Here is a 14,166-nt window from a genome sequence, read left to right on the forward strand (position 1 = left end):
TAAGTGCTGAAAGCATCTAAGCACGAAACTTGCCCCGAGATGAGTTCTCCCTGACTCCTTGAGAGTCCTGAAGGAACGTTGAAGACGACGACGTTGATAGGCCGGGTGTGTAAGCGCAGCGATGCGTTGAGCTAACCGGTACTAATGAACCGTGAGGCTTAACCTTACAACGCCGAAGATGTTTTGGCGATTTGAGAAGATTTTCAATACAGCTTGATACAGATTAAACAGAATTTGCCTGGCGGCACTAGCGCGGTGGTCCCACCTGACCCCATGCCGAACTCAGAAGTGAAACGCCGTAGCGCCGATGGTAGTGTGGGGTCTCCCCATGTGAGAGTAGGGAACTGCCAGGCATCAAACAAGTGAAGAGCCCATCCTGACGGATGGGCTTTTTGCGTTTTTGTCGTCTGAAAATACCAACAGAAACCTTCAGGTCGATAGATCATGGCTATGTTCCTGAAAATTTACCTGCTCCTGACTAAACCCCTTTTAACCACTGCATAATAAAAGCGGCTATCTGCGGAACATCGTTTAAATCTAACAGTGGAAGCGACGTCTCGACCGGCCTATCGCTGGCGATAGCAATCACATTATCGTCAAACACTAATTCTTCTGTACTATGCCCGCTGTTGTGCCGATAAAGCAGGATTTTGGGCACGGGTTCATGTTTAAAACCCTCAACCAGGACTAAATCCAACGTTGAGGCATCCATTCGGCTGACCAACCATGCCAGATCCAGTGAAGGCTTATCTGGCGTTTCCGTCATTAATGCCCAACGCTGCGAACTGGCGACAATAGTCTGAGCCGCTCCGGCTTTACGCAGTTCATAACTGTCTTTACCCGGCTTATCCACGTCCATATCGTGATGGGTATGTTTAATTAGCCCTGGCCGTAAACCTTCTGCGCGCAGTGCCGGAATCAGCGCCTTCAATAAGGTTGTTTTACCTGTACCGCTCCAGGCGGCGATGGCTAAAAGTGGGATCATGATGGCACCTGCATATGTTGCAAATCGTCGAGAGTATTAACGTTTATAAATGCTGATTTTACATCGCTAAAATCGACGCTATGACCGCCAATTTTGTGCAGAAATACCATTACTCGCCGCTCTCCTGCGGCCAGATACGTTTCCAGTTCGCCGATCACCTTGCGATTTACCAGAGCAATGGCCGGATGGTCTCGTTCACCATCGTGTACCCAAACGGCCAGGGCTGATGTTTTGTGCTGCATTAAACGAGTCGCCAGAAATGATGGGATAAATGGTGTATCGCACGGACAAAACAGAAACCATTCGCCCTCGACCTGATGCATTACGGAAAGCATGCCGGCCAACGGCCCGGGAAAGTCGTTCAGAGAGTCGGTAATAATCGGGTAGCCGCTGCTTCGCCAGCAATCAAGATTGCGGTTAGCGCTAATCACCAGCCTGGCGACCTGAGGCTGCAGCGTATCGGCGACATGACGCCACAGGGCCTTACCATTCAGCAGCTGTAATCCTTTATCTATTCCTCCCATGCGCGTGCCTCTTCCCCCCGCCAGCACGACGCCGGTTATTACCTCACCCTGCATATCAATATCGCCTCTTTCATTGTGGGTTTGTCCCTGCTAACGTACTCCTATCAAGATTAAGGAGCATTGCTATGAAATGTAAACGCCTGAATGAAGTGATTGAACTCCTCCAGCCGGCCTGGCAGAAAGAACCTGAACTGAATTTGATGCAATTCTTGCAAAAACTAGCGAAAGAAGCGGGTTATGCTGGCGAATTGAGCGATCTTTCCGACGATATTCTGATCTACCATTTGAAAATGCGCGACTCGGCAAAAGAGGCCGTTATTCCGGGTATCCAGAAAGATTATGAAGAAGATTTTAAAACCGCCTTGCTACGCGCCCGCGGCGTGATTAAAGAGTAAAAGGTTGTAAGCGCTGCCGCGGAATCGGCAATGAGATGATATCCTGTATCATTCGTACGATTATCGGATGTCAGGATGCACGATAAGGCTTTCACTTTTCAGACGCTTCACCCGGATACCATCATTGATGGTTTATTTGATCTGGGTATGCGGGTAGATTCCGGTCTCACTCCGCTTAATAGCTATGAGAACCGAGTTTACCAGTTTCAGGACGAAGATCGTCGCCGCTATGTGGTGAAGTTCTATCGTCCTGAGCGCTGGTCTGCCGAACAAATCCTCGAAGAACACCACTTTTCGCTTCAGCTCGTTGAGGACGACGTGCCCGTTGCGGCGCCTTTGTTGTTTAACGAGAGCACGCTTCACCAACATCAGGGATTCTTTTTCGCCGTCTTCCCCAGCCTGGGTGGACGTCAGTTTGAGGCGGATAATCTCGATCAGATGGAGTGGGTTGGGCGTTATCTTGGCCGTATGCATCAAACAGGACGCAAACAGCGCTTTGTCGCTCGTCCGGAGATAGGCACCAATGAGTATCTTCTGGAGCCCCGACAGGTCTTTGAGCTCTCCCCCCTGATTCCTGCTGGCCTGAAAGATGCCTTTCTCAGCGCTACCGATAAACTCATTGACGCGGTAATGGCGCAATGGCACGGACGCGCCAATATTTTACGGTTACACGGTGATTGCCATGCGGGAAACATCCTCTGGCGCGATGGCCCCTTGTTTGTTGATTTAGATGATTCACGTAACGGCCCTGCTATCCAGGATCTGTGGATGCTGTTGAACGGTGATAAACCCGAGCAGCGTATGCAGCTTGAGATGATTATTGAAGCGTATGAAGAGTTTAGCCCTTTCAATACGGATGAGATTGCTCTCATCGAGCCTTTACGTGCAATGCGGTTAGTTTATTATCTGGCGTGGTTGTTAAGGCGCTGGGAAGATCCCGCTTTCCCTAAAAATTTCCCATGGTTGACCGGGGAAGATTACTGGCGCGGGCAGACAACAACTTTTCTTGAGCAGGTAAAGGTTCTGCAAGAACCGCCTCTTCAGTTAACGCCAATGTATTAATGTGATATATCCAGGAGAGAGTTAATCATGAAAAAAATTTGGCTGGCGCTGGCTGGTATGATTCTGGCTTTTAGTGCATCCGCTGCCCAGATCACCGACGGTAAGCAGTATATTACCCTCGATAAACCCGTTGCTGGTGAGCCTCAGGTGCTCGAGTTTTTCTCGTTCTATTGCCCGCATTGCTATCAGTTTGAAGAAGTCCTTCACGTATCAGATAACGTGAAGAAAAAGCTGCCGGAAGGCGTCAAAATGACAAAATACCACGTTGAGTTCCTGGGCCCGCTAGGCAAGGATCTGACTCAGGCATGGGCTGTGGCGATGGCGCTGGGCGTGGAAGATAAGATCACCGTCCCAATGTTTGAAGCGGTACAGAAAAACCAGACCGTCCAGACCGTGGCCGATATTCGTAAGGTCTTCGTTGATGCCGGCGTCAAAGGTGAAGATTATGATGCGGCCTGGAACAGCTTTGTGGTGAAATCTCTGGTGGCTCAGCAAGAGAAAGCCGCTGCTGATTTCCAGCTGCAGGGCGTGCCTGCTATGTACGTTAATGGTAAATACCAGCTTAATCCGCAGGGTATGGATACCAGCAACATGGACGCATTTGTTGCCCAGTATGCTGATACCGTTAAGCAGCTGGTTGATAAGAAATAAAAAATAAACGCCGGTCACTGACCGGCGTTTTTCTTTTCTGCGTCCCAATTCACTTCTTTGCCTGCTGCATGATTTCCGTTAGCTGCCGATCTTTCTCTTCCCAGAGCGTATTTAGCCAACGCTGAAAGCGTCGCTTAAAGTTTTTATCATTTACATAGTCGCCATGCAGCTCTTCAGCTACGGGCTCAAGATGGATTCGCACCACAATGCGTGTTAATTGACCGCTCAGCATATCGTAAAACGGTCTTTGGTTATTTTCCGGGTAACACACCGTGACGTTCAACAGCTTATCAAACTGCGAGCCCAGCACGCTTAATGCCATTGCGATACCTGCCGCTTTTGGCGCTAACAGATTGTGGTATGGCGAACGGGTTAGCTGTCGCTTTTCTTCAGTAAAACGTGAACCTTCAACAAAGTTGACGATAGTGGTGGGATGCGCGCGGAATTTCTCGCAGGAGCGGCGAGTAGTTTCAACATCTCTGCTACGGCGCTCGGGATGGCGGAGTAAATAGCCTCGGGAATAACGGCGCATAAAAGGCATATCCAGCGCCCAGCAGGCCAGCCCAATAAACGGAACCCAGGCGAGCTGTTGCTTGAGGAAATATTTATTCATCGGAATATGTTTGCGGAACAGCACGCAAAGTACCACGATATCGGCCCAGCTGTGATGGTTGCTGATAAGCAGATACCAGTTCTTTTTACTCAGACCATCAAGGCCCTGTACATCCCATTTAAGCCAGGGATTAAGGCGCAGCAGCCACGCCAGTCCTTCACACCAGCAGTACATCATGAAATTGCAAAAAACGGATATCGAGCGCCAGACCGCAGGAACGGGCACAAGAAGTTTAATCAGCCCGGCGATGATGATTGGCACGGAGCAGATGACGGTGACTATGATAGTCAGGGCGATACTCAGCGGGAGCGTTATCGCGGCGAGTAATCTCGGCATAGTTAAATTATTCAGAAAGTTAGGCTGATAAAGAACGCCTATAAACAGCGCAAGGGGCTGATTTTATCAGAAAATAGAGTAAATAACGGGTCTTACCAGAACAGAAAAATTTCTGGATCTTATATCCACATGGAACATCGAGTCGCCATGATGATAATAAAGCAGGTTGTGAACCTATAATTGCATGATAAATATGGAATATTTTTCCGTTATATTATTTTATTAATCATTGGTCGATCAACGTTATAAAACTATTCACAAAGTTATCCACAGGTTAGGCCGCAACGCGATCCTGGGGATCGCTGAATCTTTTCGACGAAATGTGGGAAAAATTCAGGATTTAATGTCCGTCTGTGGCATCCTTTACCGATAATCTGATAAACAGGCACGGAAAATATGGTTCAGATCCCAGAAAACCCTCTCATCCTCGTTGACGGCTCTTCTTACCTTTATCGGGCATACCACGCGTTCCCCCCGCTGACGAACAGCGCAGGCGAACCGACAGGCGCCATGTATGGCGTGCTGAATATGCTGCGAAGCCTGATCCTGCAGTATCAACCGACCCATGCTGTCGTTGTGTTTGATGCCAAGGGAAAGACTTTCCGGGATGAACTGTTTGAGCACTATAAATCTCATCGTCCACCGATGCCGGACGATCTCCGTGCGCAGATCGAGCCGCTGCATGCCATGGTGAAAGCGATGGGCCTTCCGCTAATGGCCGTTCCTGGCGTGGAAGCAGACGATGTCATCGGTACCCTGGCCCGTGAAGCTGAAAAAGTAGGGCGTCCGGTGCTGATTAGCACCGGTGATAAAGATATGGCTCAGCTGGTTACGCCGGGTATTACGCTCATTAATACCATGACTAACACCATCCTTGGCCCCGACGAAGTCGTGACAAAATACGGCGTTCCACCGGAACTGATCATCGATTTTCTGGCCCTGATGGGTGACTCCTCGGATAACATTCCGGGCGTGCCTGGGGTGGGGGAGAAAACCGCGCAGGCGCTGCTGCAGGGACTGGGTGGTCTTGATACGTTATATGCTGAGCCTGAAAAAATCGCCGGATTGACTTTCCGCGGCGCGAAAACGATGGCGGCAAAGCTGGAACAGAATAAAGAGGTGGCTTACCTCTCTTATCAGCTGGCGACGATCAAAACGGACGTTGAACTGGATTTGGGCTGTGAAGATCTGCTGGTTGAACAACCTGTTGCGGATGAACTGCTGACGCTGTTTAAAAAATATGAATTTAAACGCTGGATCACTGATGTAGAGTCCGGTAAGTGGATGCAGGCAAAAGGCGCTAAGTCTGCGGCCAGGCCGCTGGCAGCGGCTGCCGAAGTGGCCGAGGCAGAAGAAGAAACCGCGACAGTGCTCTCCGCTGAAAACTACGTCACCATTCTGGATGAACAAACATTGCTCACCTGGATTGAAAACCTGAAGAAAGCGCCGCTTTTTGCCTTTGATACCGAAACCGACAGCCTGGATAACGTATCCGCCAATATGGTGGGCCTCTCCTTCGCCATTGAACCTGGCGTGGCGGCCTATGTACCGGTCGCCCATGATTATCTGGACGCGCCGGATCAAATCCCTCGCGACCGCGTCCTGGAATTGCTGAAACCGTTACTGGAAGATGACAAGGTTCTGAAGGTTGGGCAAAACCTCAAATATGACCGCGGGATCCTGGCTAACTACGGCATTGAACTGCGCGGTATTGCCTTCGATACCATGCTGGAGTCCTACATTCTCGACAGCGTGGCGGGCCGTCATGATATGGATAGTCTCTCCGATCGCTGGCTGAAGCACAAAACCATTACCTTCGAAGAAATCGCGGGGAAAGGTAAAAACCAGCTCACATTTAACCAAATTGTGCTGGAAGAAGCAGGCCGCTACGCGGCGGAAGATGCGGATGTCACCCTGCAGCTGCACCTCAAAATGTGGCCTGAACTTCAGCAAAATGAAGGTCCGCTGAACGTCTTTAAAAATATTGAAATGCCGCTGGTGCCGGTGCTATCCCGCGTGGAGCGTAACGGCGTGAAGATTGATCCGGCCGTGCTGCATGCGCATTCTCAGGAGATAGCCAAGCGCCTGATTGAACTGGAGAAGAAGGCGTACGATATTGCGGGTGAAGAGTTTAACCTCTCGTCGCCGAAGCAGCTGCAAACGATCTTGTTTGAAAAACAAGGCATTAAGCCGCTGAAGAAAACCCCTGGCGGTGCGCCTTCTACCTCGGAAGAGGTGCTGGAAGAGCTGGCGCTGGACTATCCGCTGCCGAAAGTTATCCTCGAATATCGTGGACTGGCAAAACTTAAATCCACCTATACCGATAAGCTGCCGCTGATGATCAGCCCGAAAACGGGGCGGGTTCATACTTCCTATCACCAGGCGGTGACCGCTACGGGGCGTTTGTCGTCTACCGACCCGAACCTGCAGAATATTCCGGTACGCAACGAAGAAGGGCGACGTATCCGCCAGGCGTTTATTGCACCGGAAGATTATCTCATTGTCTCGGCCGACTACTCGCAAATTGAACTGCGCATCATGGCGCATCTCTCCCGCGATAAGGGTCTGCTGACCGCATTTGCGGAAGGCAAAGATATCCACCGGGCGACGGCGGCTGAGGTCTTTGGTTTGCCGCTGGAGAGCGTTAGCAGCGAGCAGCGCCGTAGCGCGAAGGCGATCAACTTTGGTCTGATTTACGGCATGAGCGCATTCGGTCTTGCGCGACAGCTGAATATCCCACGCAAAGAAGCGCAAAAGTATATGGATCTCTACTTTGAGCGCTATCCGGGCGTTCTGGAGTATATGGAGCGTACTCGCACCCAGGCCAAAGAGCAGGGGTATGTTGAAACGCTGGATGGTCGTCGTCTCTATCTGCCGGACATCAAATCCAGCAATGGCGCGCGTCGCGCTGGCGCCGAACGTGCGGCGATCAATGCGCCAATGCAGGGTACCGCAGCCGATATCATTAAACGTGCAATGATCGCGGTAGACGGCTGGCTGCTAAGCGAAAAACCTCGCGTGCGGATGATCATGCAGGTGCACGATGAACTGGTCTTTGAAGTGCATAAGGACGATCTTGAAGCGGTCGCGAAAAAGATCCACGAACTGATGGAGAGCAGTACGACGCTGGCGGTTCCGCTGCTGGTGGAAGTCGGTAGTGGAGAAAACTGGGATCAAGCGCACTAAGTATTCGTCGGGTAAGGTCATTTTTTGTAAGTGAGTAACATAACTTATCGTGTTTTGTGATGATCATTTGAATTTGCTATGTAAAGAGTGAAAAAAAACTACAAAAAATGCTTTATCCGTAACCGAAAGAAGAGTAGAGTTAAAGACGTAGGGTACAGAGGTAAGATGTTCTATCTTTCAGACCTTTTACTTCACGTAATCGGATTTGGCTGAATATTTTAGCCGCCCCGGTCATTTATGACCGGGGCGTTTTTTATTGCGCGAAAGAAAATTTTACGCATCGATGCATGCAAAGGCGGGGAGCCCGGATAAGGCTTCACGCGCCGCTATCCGGGTTTTTTGCGAACTTATTCGCCGTCTTCGGGTTCTTCCTGCGGCGGGATATCGTTATACCAGCTATCCAGCTTCTGACGCAGTTTATCCACACCTTGCTTCTTCAGGGAAGAAAACGCTTCTACCTGCACATCTCCGTTAAAGGCGATGACCGCTTCGCGAACCATATTGATCTGCGCTTTCCGCGCACCGCTGGCGAGCTTATCGGCTTTAGTCAGCAGTACCAGCACCGGGATATCGCTTTCGACGGCCCACTGGATCATCTGCTGATCGAGATCTTTAAGCGGATGACGAATATCCATCAGCACCACCAGCCCTTTCAGACAGAGGCGTTTCTCAAGATATTCACCCAGCGCGCGCTGCCACTTGATCTTCATCTCTTCCGGAACCTGGGCGTAACCATAGCCCGGCAGGTCGACAAGGCGTTTGCCCTCAGCGACTTCAAACAGGTTAATCAGCTGCGTACGCCCGGGCGTCTTCGACGTGCGCGCCAGGCTTTTTTGGTTAGTCAGCGTATTCAGAGCGCTGGATTTCCCGGCGTTAGAGCGGCCAGCAAATGCCACTTCAATACCGGTATCGGCAGGAAGATGGCGGATATCTGGCGCGCTAGTGACAAAATGCGTCAGTTGATAATTCCAGTTGGTCAAGACGGTCGTCTCCGTTAAATCAGGCTATGGCGGGGATTATACCTGAACAACAGAAAAAGACTGTTTTTACCGCATCTCATTGATGTAAGTTAAAACCACACTCTTTGTGAGATATTGGCTATTGGTTATATGAGATATGAGTGAGAAAAATCCGAGCATAAATAACACAAAAGCTTATAAATCATGATATTAAGCTGAAAGAAAATTCTGAAATTAGATTTTTTTCTGTACAGTCAGTTGTAGGTTTTCCTCAAACCAGTAAAGTAGTGACCAAGGGCGAGGATGCTAACAGGATGATGACTCAGGATGAGGGGTCAGGAAGCGCCAGGAGGCGAGGACTACGGATTGTCAGGATGACAAACGTCTGGAAGACGTTTTAAAGGGAAATGGAAGTAACAGGGACCGTTGGTAGCTAAAGGAAAGACAGGGTGTGTCGTTAGCTAACAGGGAAAGTAGAAGCCCTTTAAGGGTTGTCAGTACGGAAAAAGGCGACAGAGTAATCTGTCGCCTTTTTTCTTTGCTTGCTTTCTGCTAGATTCCGCCTCAATTCTATACTGAAGAAAATGGCCTGAAGATTACCCAACATGAAAAAACCGACATCCGTACCTCGTGGCAAAAAAAATCGCAAAACGCGTGAAGAATTGAACCAGGAAGCTCGCGAGCGTAAGCATCAGAAGAAGCATCGCGGCCATGCGGCAGGCAGTCGTGCGACCGGTGGCGACACCGCTTCAGCAGCAAAAAAACAAGGTCAGCAGCAAGATCCCCGAATTGGCAGTAAAAAACCCATCCCGCTGGGCGTAACTGAAAGCGCTTCGGCGATTAAGCAGCATAAACCAAAGAGCGAGAAACCTATGCTTTCACCGCAGGCTGAGCTGGATTTGCTGGAGAACGATGAGCGCCTGGATGCGCTGCTGGAACGCCTTGAAGAGGGCGGCACCCTGAATGCTGAAGAGCAAACCTGGGTTGATGCCAAACTGGATCGCATTGATGAGCTGATGCAGCAGCTGGGCCTCTCCTATGATGATGACGAAGATGAAGAAGAGGAAGAGCGCAAAGAAGATATGATGCGCCTGCTGAAGGGTGGAAACTAACGTTTGCATCCCATCGGATTCCCGGTCCTGCTTATAACCCTTCTGGTTATATGTTATCTGCTGTGGTTATTCGTTAAACTACGACGGTTGTCGCGGCGTCAGAAATGGCTGCGCAACCGGCTCATTACCCGAGGTGCGGTTGGGCCGGGGCGGCGTACCCGCCGACGGCACCATCGGAAGGAGTGAGCATGTCTGTGCAGTTAATCGACTGGGATCTGGCCCTGATCCAGAAATATAATTATTCCGGGCCGCGTTATACTTCGTATCCCACCGCGCTGGAGTTTTCTCCAGAATTTGGCGCTGCTGAATTTGATGCGGCGGTTGCCCGCTATCCGCAGCGTCCTCTATCGCTATACGTGCATATCCCGTTTTGCCATAAACTCTGCTATTTCTGCGGCTGCAACAAAATCGTTACCCGCCAGCAGCATAAGGCTGACCAGTATCTGGATGTGCTTGAGCAGGAGATTATTCATCGCGCTCCGCTTTTTGCTGGCCGCAAGGTTAATCAGCTGCACTGGGGCGGCGGTACGCCGACGTATCTGAACAAAGCGCAAATTAGCCGCCTGATGGGGTTGCTGCGTACGCATTTCGATTTTAACGCGGATGCAGAGATTTCCATTGAAGTCGATCCGCGTGAAATTGAGCTTGATGTCCTGGATCATTTACGCGCCGAAGGCTTTAACCGCCTGAGCATGGGCGTGCAGGACTTCAACAAAGAAGTGCAGCGTCTGGTGAACCGCGAGCAGGATGAAGCATTTATCTTCGCGCTCCTTAATCACGCGCGTGATATCGGCTTTACCTCAACCAATATCGACCTGATTTACGGTCTGCCGAAGCAAACGCCGCAGAGCTTCGCTTATACGCTACAGAAAGTGGCGGAGCTTAATCCCGATCGTCTGAGCGTATTTAACTATGCGCATCTGCCAACGCTGTTTGCTGCACAGCGCAAAATCAAAGATGCCGATTTGCCCTCAGCTGAACAAAAGCTGGATATTCTTCAGGAGACGATTGCTTCGTTAACCTCTGCGGGATATCAGTTTATCGGCATGGACCACTTTGCCCGCCCTGATGATGAGCTGGCGATAGCCCAACGGGAAGGTATTCTGCATCGCAACTTCCAGGGATATACCACCCAGGGAGACACCGACCTGCTGGGGATGGGCGTGTCGGCGATCAGTATGATTGGCGATTGCTATGCGCAGAACCAGAAAGAGTTGAAACAGTATTATCAACAGGTCGATGAAACCGGGACGGCGCTGTGGCGCGGTATTGCGTTGACGCGCGATGACTGCATTCGTCGTGATGTCATTAAGGCGCTGATTTGTAACTTCCGTCTCGACTTTGCGGCGGTAGAGAAACAGTGGGCGCTCATCTACGATGACTACTTTGCCGAAGATATGAAATTGTTGGCGCCGCTGGCTAAAGACGGGCTGGTGGATGTGGATGAGAAGGGCATTCAGGTTACGCCGAAAGGCCGGCTGCTGATTCGCAATATCTGTATGTGCTTTGATGCTTACCTGCGGCAGAAAGCGCGGATGCAGCAGTTTTCTCGCGTGATATAAGCTATATCCCCTCTCCTTACCGGAGAGGGGATATTATCAGTTAAACAGCCCAACCATCGCCGCGCACAGGACGGCAGCTACCGCCGTCTGCGGCGTATGACCCGCTGCAACTCCGCTCGATATAATATTAATGAGTGATTCAAGCATGATTACCCCCGTCTTTCCGGGCAAGATCATACTCAACGCATAGCAACAGTAAAGTACAAAATAGCAGCAGTTTGCGCTGGATGACTATTTTTTACGCGCCGCCGCGCTGCTACTCCATTCCCAACTCTTTTAACTTACGCGTCAGAGTGTTACGGCCCCACCCTAGCAGCCGCGCCGCCTCTTGTTTATGCCCCTGAGTATGGCGTAACGCGGTGGTCAGCAGCGTACGCTCCATCTCCGGCTGCGCTTCTGAGAGCAGGTTTTGATGACCGGAGCGCAGCGCGCGATCGGCCCATTGCCCCAGCAGCGTCGCCCAGCTATCCGGCAGCATTTGCGTCGGATTATCCGGTATCGCGGTTTCAAACAGCTCACTGGGGAGATCCTGCGTCAGAACTTCCTGACCCGCGGCCATCACCGTCAGCCAGCGGCAAGTGTTTTCCAGCTGACGAACGTTGCCCGGCCACGCCAGCCGGGTTAACGCCATCTCCGTCTCCGGATGCAGCTGTTTGGCCTCCACGCCCAGTTCACGAGCGGCAATTTGCAGGAAATGCCTCGCCAGGCGAGGAATATCTTCCCGACGCTCGCGCAGCGGCGGCAGATGGACGCGAATCACGTTCAGGCGATGGAACAAATCCTCACGGAATTTCCCCTCCTGGACGCGCAGCTCAAGGTTCTGGTGGGTGGCGGCAATAATACGCACATCCACTTTCACCGGCGCATAGCCGCCCACGCGGTAAAACTGACCATCGGCCAGGACGCGCAGCAGACGGGTCTGGACGTCCAGCGGCATATCGCCAATCTCGTCAAGGAACAGCGTACCGCCGTCTGCCTGCTCAAAACGTCCCTGACGCACGGTATTGGCGCCGGTAAAAGCGCCTTTCTCGTGGCCAAAGAGCTCTGACTCAATCAAGTCTTTAGGGATTGCCGCCATATTCAGCGCAATAAACGGCGCCTTGGCGCGCGGGCTGTGGCGATGCAGAGCATGGGCAACCAACTCTTTGCCGGTACCGGATTCGCCGTTGATCAGCACGCTGATAGAAGAGCGCGACAGGCGGCCGATAATGCGAAAGACGTCCTGCATTGCCGGCGCTTCGCCGATGATATCGGCCGTTGGGCTATTAATCGGCGCATTACGCGGCTGTTGTTGCTCCTGGTAATGGCTAATTGCCCGGTCAACCAGCGCTACCGCTTCATCGATATCAAACGGTTTCGGCAGATAATCAAAGGCGCCTTGCTGATAGGCGCTTACCGCCGCATCAAGATCCGAATGCGCCGTCATTATGATGACCGGTAGCATTGGATGGCGCTGTTTAATTTGCTTTAACAGCGCCAGCCCATCCATTCCCGGCATGCGGATATCAGACAGCAGCACATCCGGGGTTTTGGTCGTGAGGGCATCAAGCACCTCGTTACCGCTCTCAAACGTTGTACAACTCAAGCCTGCCCCGGTGAGCGCGCGTTCAAGCACCCAACGGATGGAGCTATCGTCGTCAACGATCCATGCTATCCCTCGTTGCATAAACACCTCTACTTCCGAATAGGCAGGTACACCGAGAATTCGGTATGCCCTGGCCAACTGGTAAATTCAATTTTCCCGGAGTGCTGATCGATAAGGCTGCGGGCAATAGACAGACCGAGTCCGGTACCGCCTTCGCGCCCGCTCACCATCGGATAAAACAGCGTGTCCTGTAAATGAGACGGTATTCCCGGGCCGTTATCTTCAACGTCAATGCGCGCAGCGAGGCGGTAGCGTACGCCGTGTAAGGTTAACTGGAAGGCCGTGCGGGTGCGCAGAGTGATCTCGCCGCCCTCGGGTCCCAGCGCCTGCAGCGCATTACGGACGATATTCAGCAACACCTGTTCGATTTGGTCAGGGTCATGCGGGAGTTCCGGCAGGCTGGGGTCGTAATCGCGAACCAGTTTGACGTTATCCGGCAGCTCCATCGACACCAGCTTCACTACCCGCTCAGCGACCTTATGGATGCTTTCCGTCACGTGCATCCCGGGATGCTGCGGCCCCAGCAGACGGTCGACCAGATTTCTTAACCGATCGGCCTGTTCAATAATGACTTTGGTATATTCCATTAGCGCAGGATCGGGCAGCGCTTTGCTCAGCAGCTGTGCCGCTCCGCGCAAACCGCCCAGCGGGTTTTTAATCTCATGGGCCAGACCACGCACTAAGTCGCGTGCGGCAATCTGCTGTGCGTGCTGCAGCTGCTCCTGGCTCAGACGACGCTGATTATCCATCGGCGCCATTTCCAGCAGAATATAGCCTTCCGGCAGGCGCTGCGCCGTCAGGGAAAGGATATGCGAGCGGCTATCAATGACCAGCGTCACTTCGTTATCGGTAAAACCCTGCCCCGCAGCGAGGCTCTCCTGCATGAGGCCGATATTCAGCGAGAAATAGCTCAACAGTTCCGGCAGCGGCGTGCCGAATAGCTTACGAGAACTTTGCGCCAGCAGCTGCTGCGCCGCCGGGTTCGCGTAATGAACCGCCAGGTCATCATCGACCAGTAAGATACTGTTGATTAAAGAGTTAAGGATCTGCCCAGCATCGGGCAGTGTGCCTGTTGCCATTCGACAGTCTCCAGAAAAAGAGTGCACCATTTTAGTGCAGTATAGCTTTTTATGAAT

The 14,166-nt window shown here is 51.7% G+C and carries 13 protein-coding genes and 2 rRNA genes; 8 read left to right on the forward strand and 7 right to left on the reverse strand.

What is annotated here, in order from left to right; translation table 11 throughout:
- Both ABLV11_RS20545 and rrf read left to right on the forward strand, forming a co-directional pair.
- Nucleotides 1-166, forward strand: a 23S ribosomal RNA gene (locus tag ABLV11_RS20545); the annotation flags it as partial.
- 71 nt (nucleotides 167-237) lie between these two features.
- Nucleotides 238-353: ribosomal RNA gene (gene rrf, locus ABLV11_RS20550) — 5S ribosomal RNA — on the forward strand.
- Between the two features lie 125 nt (nucleotides 354-478).
- Here rrf and mobB read toward each other — a convergent pair.
- The gene (gene mobB, locus ABLV11_RS20555) at nucleotides 479-985 is read right to left on the reverse strand and encodes a molybdopterin-guanine dinucleotide biosynthesis protein MobB (protein ID WP_004107330.1); all 507 of its coding nucleotides are present in this window, start codon (nucleotides 983-985) and stop codon (nucleotides 479-481) included.
- Entirely contained in the window at nucleotides 982-1,563 is a 582-nt protein-coding gene (gene mobA / locus ABLV11_RS20560; protein ID WP_004116769.1) for a molybdenum cofactor guanylyltransferase MobA, read from the reverse strand. Before mobA ends, mobB begins: the two co-directional genes overlap by 4 nt.
- 71 nt (nucleotides 1,564-1,634) lie before the next feature.
- On the opposite strand from mobA, the gene ABLV11_RS20565 reads away from it, so the two are divergent.
- The 3 genes from ABLV11_RS20565 (at nucleotide 1,635) to dsbA (ending at nucleotide 3,617) form a co-directional block, all read left to right on the forward strand.
- On the forward strand, nucleotides 1,635-1,904 hold the full coding sequence (locus ABLV11_RS20565; RefSeq protein WP_004107333.1) for a YihD family protein: 270 nt from the start codon (nucleotides 1,635-1,637) through the stop codon (nucleotides 1,902-1,904).
- A 75-nt stretch (nucleotides 1,905-1,979) separates the two neighbouring features.
- The gene (locus ABLV11_RS20570) at nucleotides 1,980-2,966 is read left to right on the forward strand and encodes a serine/threonine protein kinase (RefSeq protein WP_004107336.1); all 987 of its coding nucleotides are present in this window, start codon (nucleotides 1,980-1,982) and stop codon (nucleotides 2,964-2,966) included.
- A gap of 27 nt (nucleotides 2,967-2,993) precedes the next feature.
- On the forward strand, nucleotides 2,994-3,617 hold the full coding sequence (gene dsbA, locus ABLV11_RS20575; RefSeq protein WP_004107338.1) for a thiol:disulfide interchange protein DsbA: 624 nt from the start codon (nucleotides 2,994-2,996) through the stop codon (nucleotides 3,615-3,617).
- 49 nt (nucleotides 3,618-3,666) lie between these two features.
- Here the strand turns inward: dsbA and ABLV11_RS20580 are convergent, their stop codons facing one another.
- Entirely contained in the window at nucleotides 3,667-4,566 is a 900-nt protein-coding gene (locus ABLV11_RS20580) for an acyltransferase (protein ID WP_348855713.1), read from the reverse strand.
- A gap of 396 nt (nucleotides 4,567-4,962) precedes the next feature.
- Between ABLV11_RS20580 and polA the strand changes: the two genes are divergently transcribed.
- The gene (polA, locus tag ABLV11_RS20585; RefSeq protein WP_126489660.1) at nucleotides 4,963-7,752 is read left to right on the forward strand and encodes a DNA polymerase I; all 2,790 of its coding nucleotides are present in this window, start codon (nucleotides 4,963-4,965) and stop codon (nucleotides 7,750-7,752) included.
- Nucleotides 7,753-8,099: 347 nt separating this feature from the next.
- Here the strand turns inward: polA and yihA are convergent, their stop codons facing one another.
- On the reverse strand, nucleotides 8,100-8,732 hold the full coding sequence (yihA, locus tag ABLV11_RS20590) for a ribosome biogenesis GTP-binding protein YihA/YsxC (RefSeq protein WP_004107344.1): 633 nt from the start codon (nucleotides 8,730-8,732) through the stop codon (nucleotides 8,100-8,102).
- Nucleotides 8,733-9,316: 584 nt separating this feature from the next.
- Here yihA and yihI point away from each other — a divergent pair.
- Together yihI and hemN are read left to right on the forward strand one after the other, a co-directional pair.
- Nucleotides 9,317-9,823, forward strand: a complete 507-nt coding sequence (yihI, locus tag ABLV11_RS20595; protein ID WP_126489659.1) for a Der GTPase-activating protein YihI — start codon at nucleotides 9,317-9,319, stop codon at nucleotides 9,821-9,823.
- A gap of 188 nt (nucleotides 9,824-10,011) precedes the next feature.
- A complete protein-coding gene (gene hemN, locus ABLV11_RS20600; protein WP_004107348.1) occupies nucleotides 10,012-11,385 on the forward strand; it encodes an oxygen-independent coproporphyrinogen III oxidase in 1,374 nt (457 codons plus the stop codon).
- Nucleotides 11,386-11,421: 36 nt separating this feature from the next.
- Here the strand turns inward: hemN and ABLV11_RS20605 are convergent, their stop codons facing one another.
- The 3 genes from ABLV11_RS20605 to glnL form a co-directional block, all read right to left on the reverse strand.
- Nucleotides 11,422-11,532, reverse strand: coding sequence for a YshB family small membrane protein (locus ABLV11_RS20605; protein ID WP_016809591.1), 111 nt, complete (start codon nucleotides 11,530-11,532; stop codon nucleotides 11,422-11,424).
- 109 nt (nucleotides 11,533-11,641) lie between these two features.
- Complete coding sequence (glnG, locus tag ABLV11_RS20610; protein ID WP_004107350.1) at nucleotides 11,642-13,051, reverse strand: nitrogen regulation protein NR(I); 1,410 nt, start codon at nucleotides 13,049-13,051, stop codon at nucleotides 11,642-11,644.
- An 8-nt stretch (nucleotides 13,052-13,059) separates the two neighbouring features.
- On the reverse strand, nucleotides 13,060-14,109 hold the full coding sequence (gene glnL / locus ABLV11_RS20615) for a nitrogen regulation protein NR(II) (protein WP_004107353.1): 1,050 nt from the start codon (nucleotides 14,107-14,109) through the stop codon (nucleotides 13,060-13,062).
- Nucleotides 14,110-14,166: the final 57 nt, after the last annotated feature.

The sequence above is a fragment of the Klebsiella sp. GW_Kp181 genome (assembly GCF_040062315.1).
GTDB lineage: Bacteria > Pseudomonadota > Gammaproteobacteria > Enterobacterales > Enterobacteriaceae > Klebsiella > Klebsiella oxytoca.

Coding starts and splice junctions, on each gene's coding strand:
- hemN (WP_004107348.1), top strand. CDS start 10,012: ATGTCTGTGCAGTTAATCGACTGGGATCTGGCCCTGATCCAGAAATAT.
- ABLV11_RS20570 (WP_004107336.1), top strand. CDS start 1,980: ATGCACGATAAGGCTTTCACTTTTCAGACGCTTCACCCGGATACCATC.
- glnG (WP_004107350.1), bottom strand. CDS start 13,051: ATGCAACGAGGGATAGCATGGATCGTTGACGACGATAGCTCCATCCGT.
- mobA (WP_004116769.1), bottom strand. CDS start 1,563: ATGCAGGGTGAGGTAATAACCGGCGTCGTGCTGGCGGGGGGAAGAGGC.
- ABLV11_RS20580 (WP_348855713.1), bottom strand. CDS start 4,566: ATGCCGAGATTACTCGCCGCGATAACGCTCCCGCTGAGTATCGCCCTG.
- glnL (WP_004107353.1), bottom strand. CDS start 14,109: ATGGCAACAGGCACACTGCCCGATGCTGGGCAGATCCTTAACTCTTTA.
- mobB (WP_004107330.1), bottom strand. CDS start 985: ATGATCCCACTTTTAGCCATCGCCGCCTGGAGCGGTACAGGTAAAACA.
- polA (WP_126489660.1), top strand. CDS start 4,963: ATGGTTCAGATCCCAGAAAACCCTCTCATCCTCGTTGACGGCTCTTCT.
- ABLV11_RS20565 (WP_004107333.1), top strand. CDS start 1,635: ATGAAATGTAAACGCCTGAATGAAGTGATTGAACTCCTCCAGCCGGCC.
- yihI (WP_126489659.1), top strand. CDS start 9,317: ATGAAAAAACCGACATCCGTACCTCGTGGCAAAAAAAATCGCAAAACG.
- dsbA (WP_004107338.1), top strand. CDS start 2,994: ATGAAAAAAATTTGGCTGGCGCTGGCTGGTATGATTCTGGCTTTTAGT.
- ABLV11_RS20605 (WP_016809591.1), bottom strand. CDS start 11,532: ATGCTTGAATCACTCATTAATATTATATCGAGCGGAGTTGCAGCGGGT.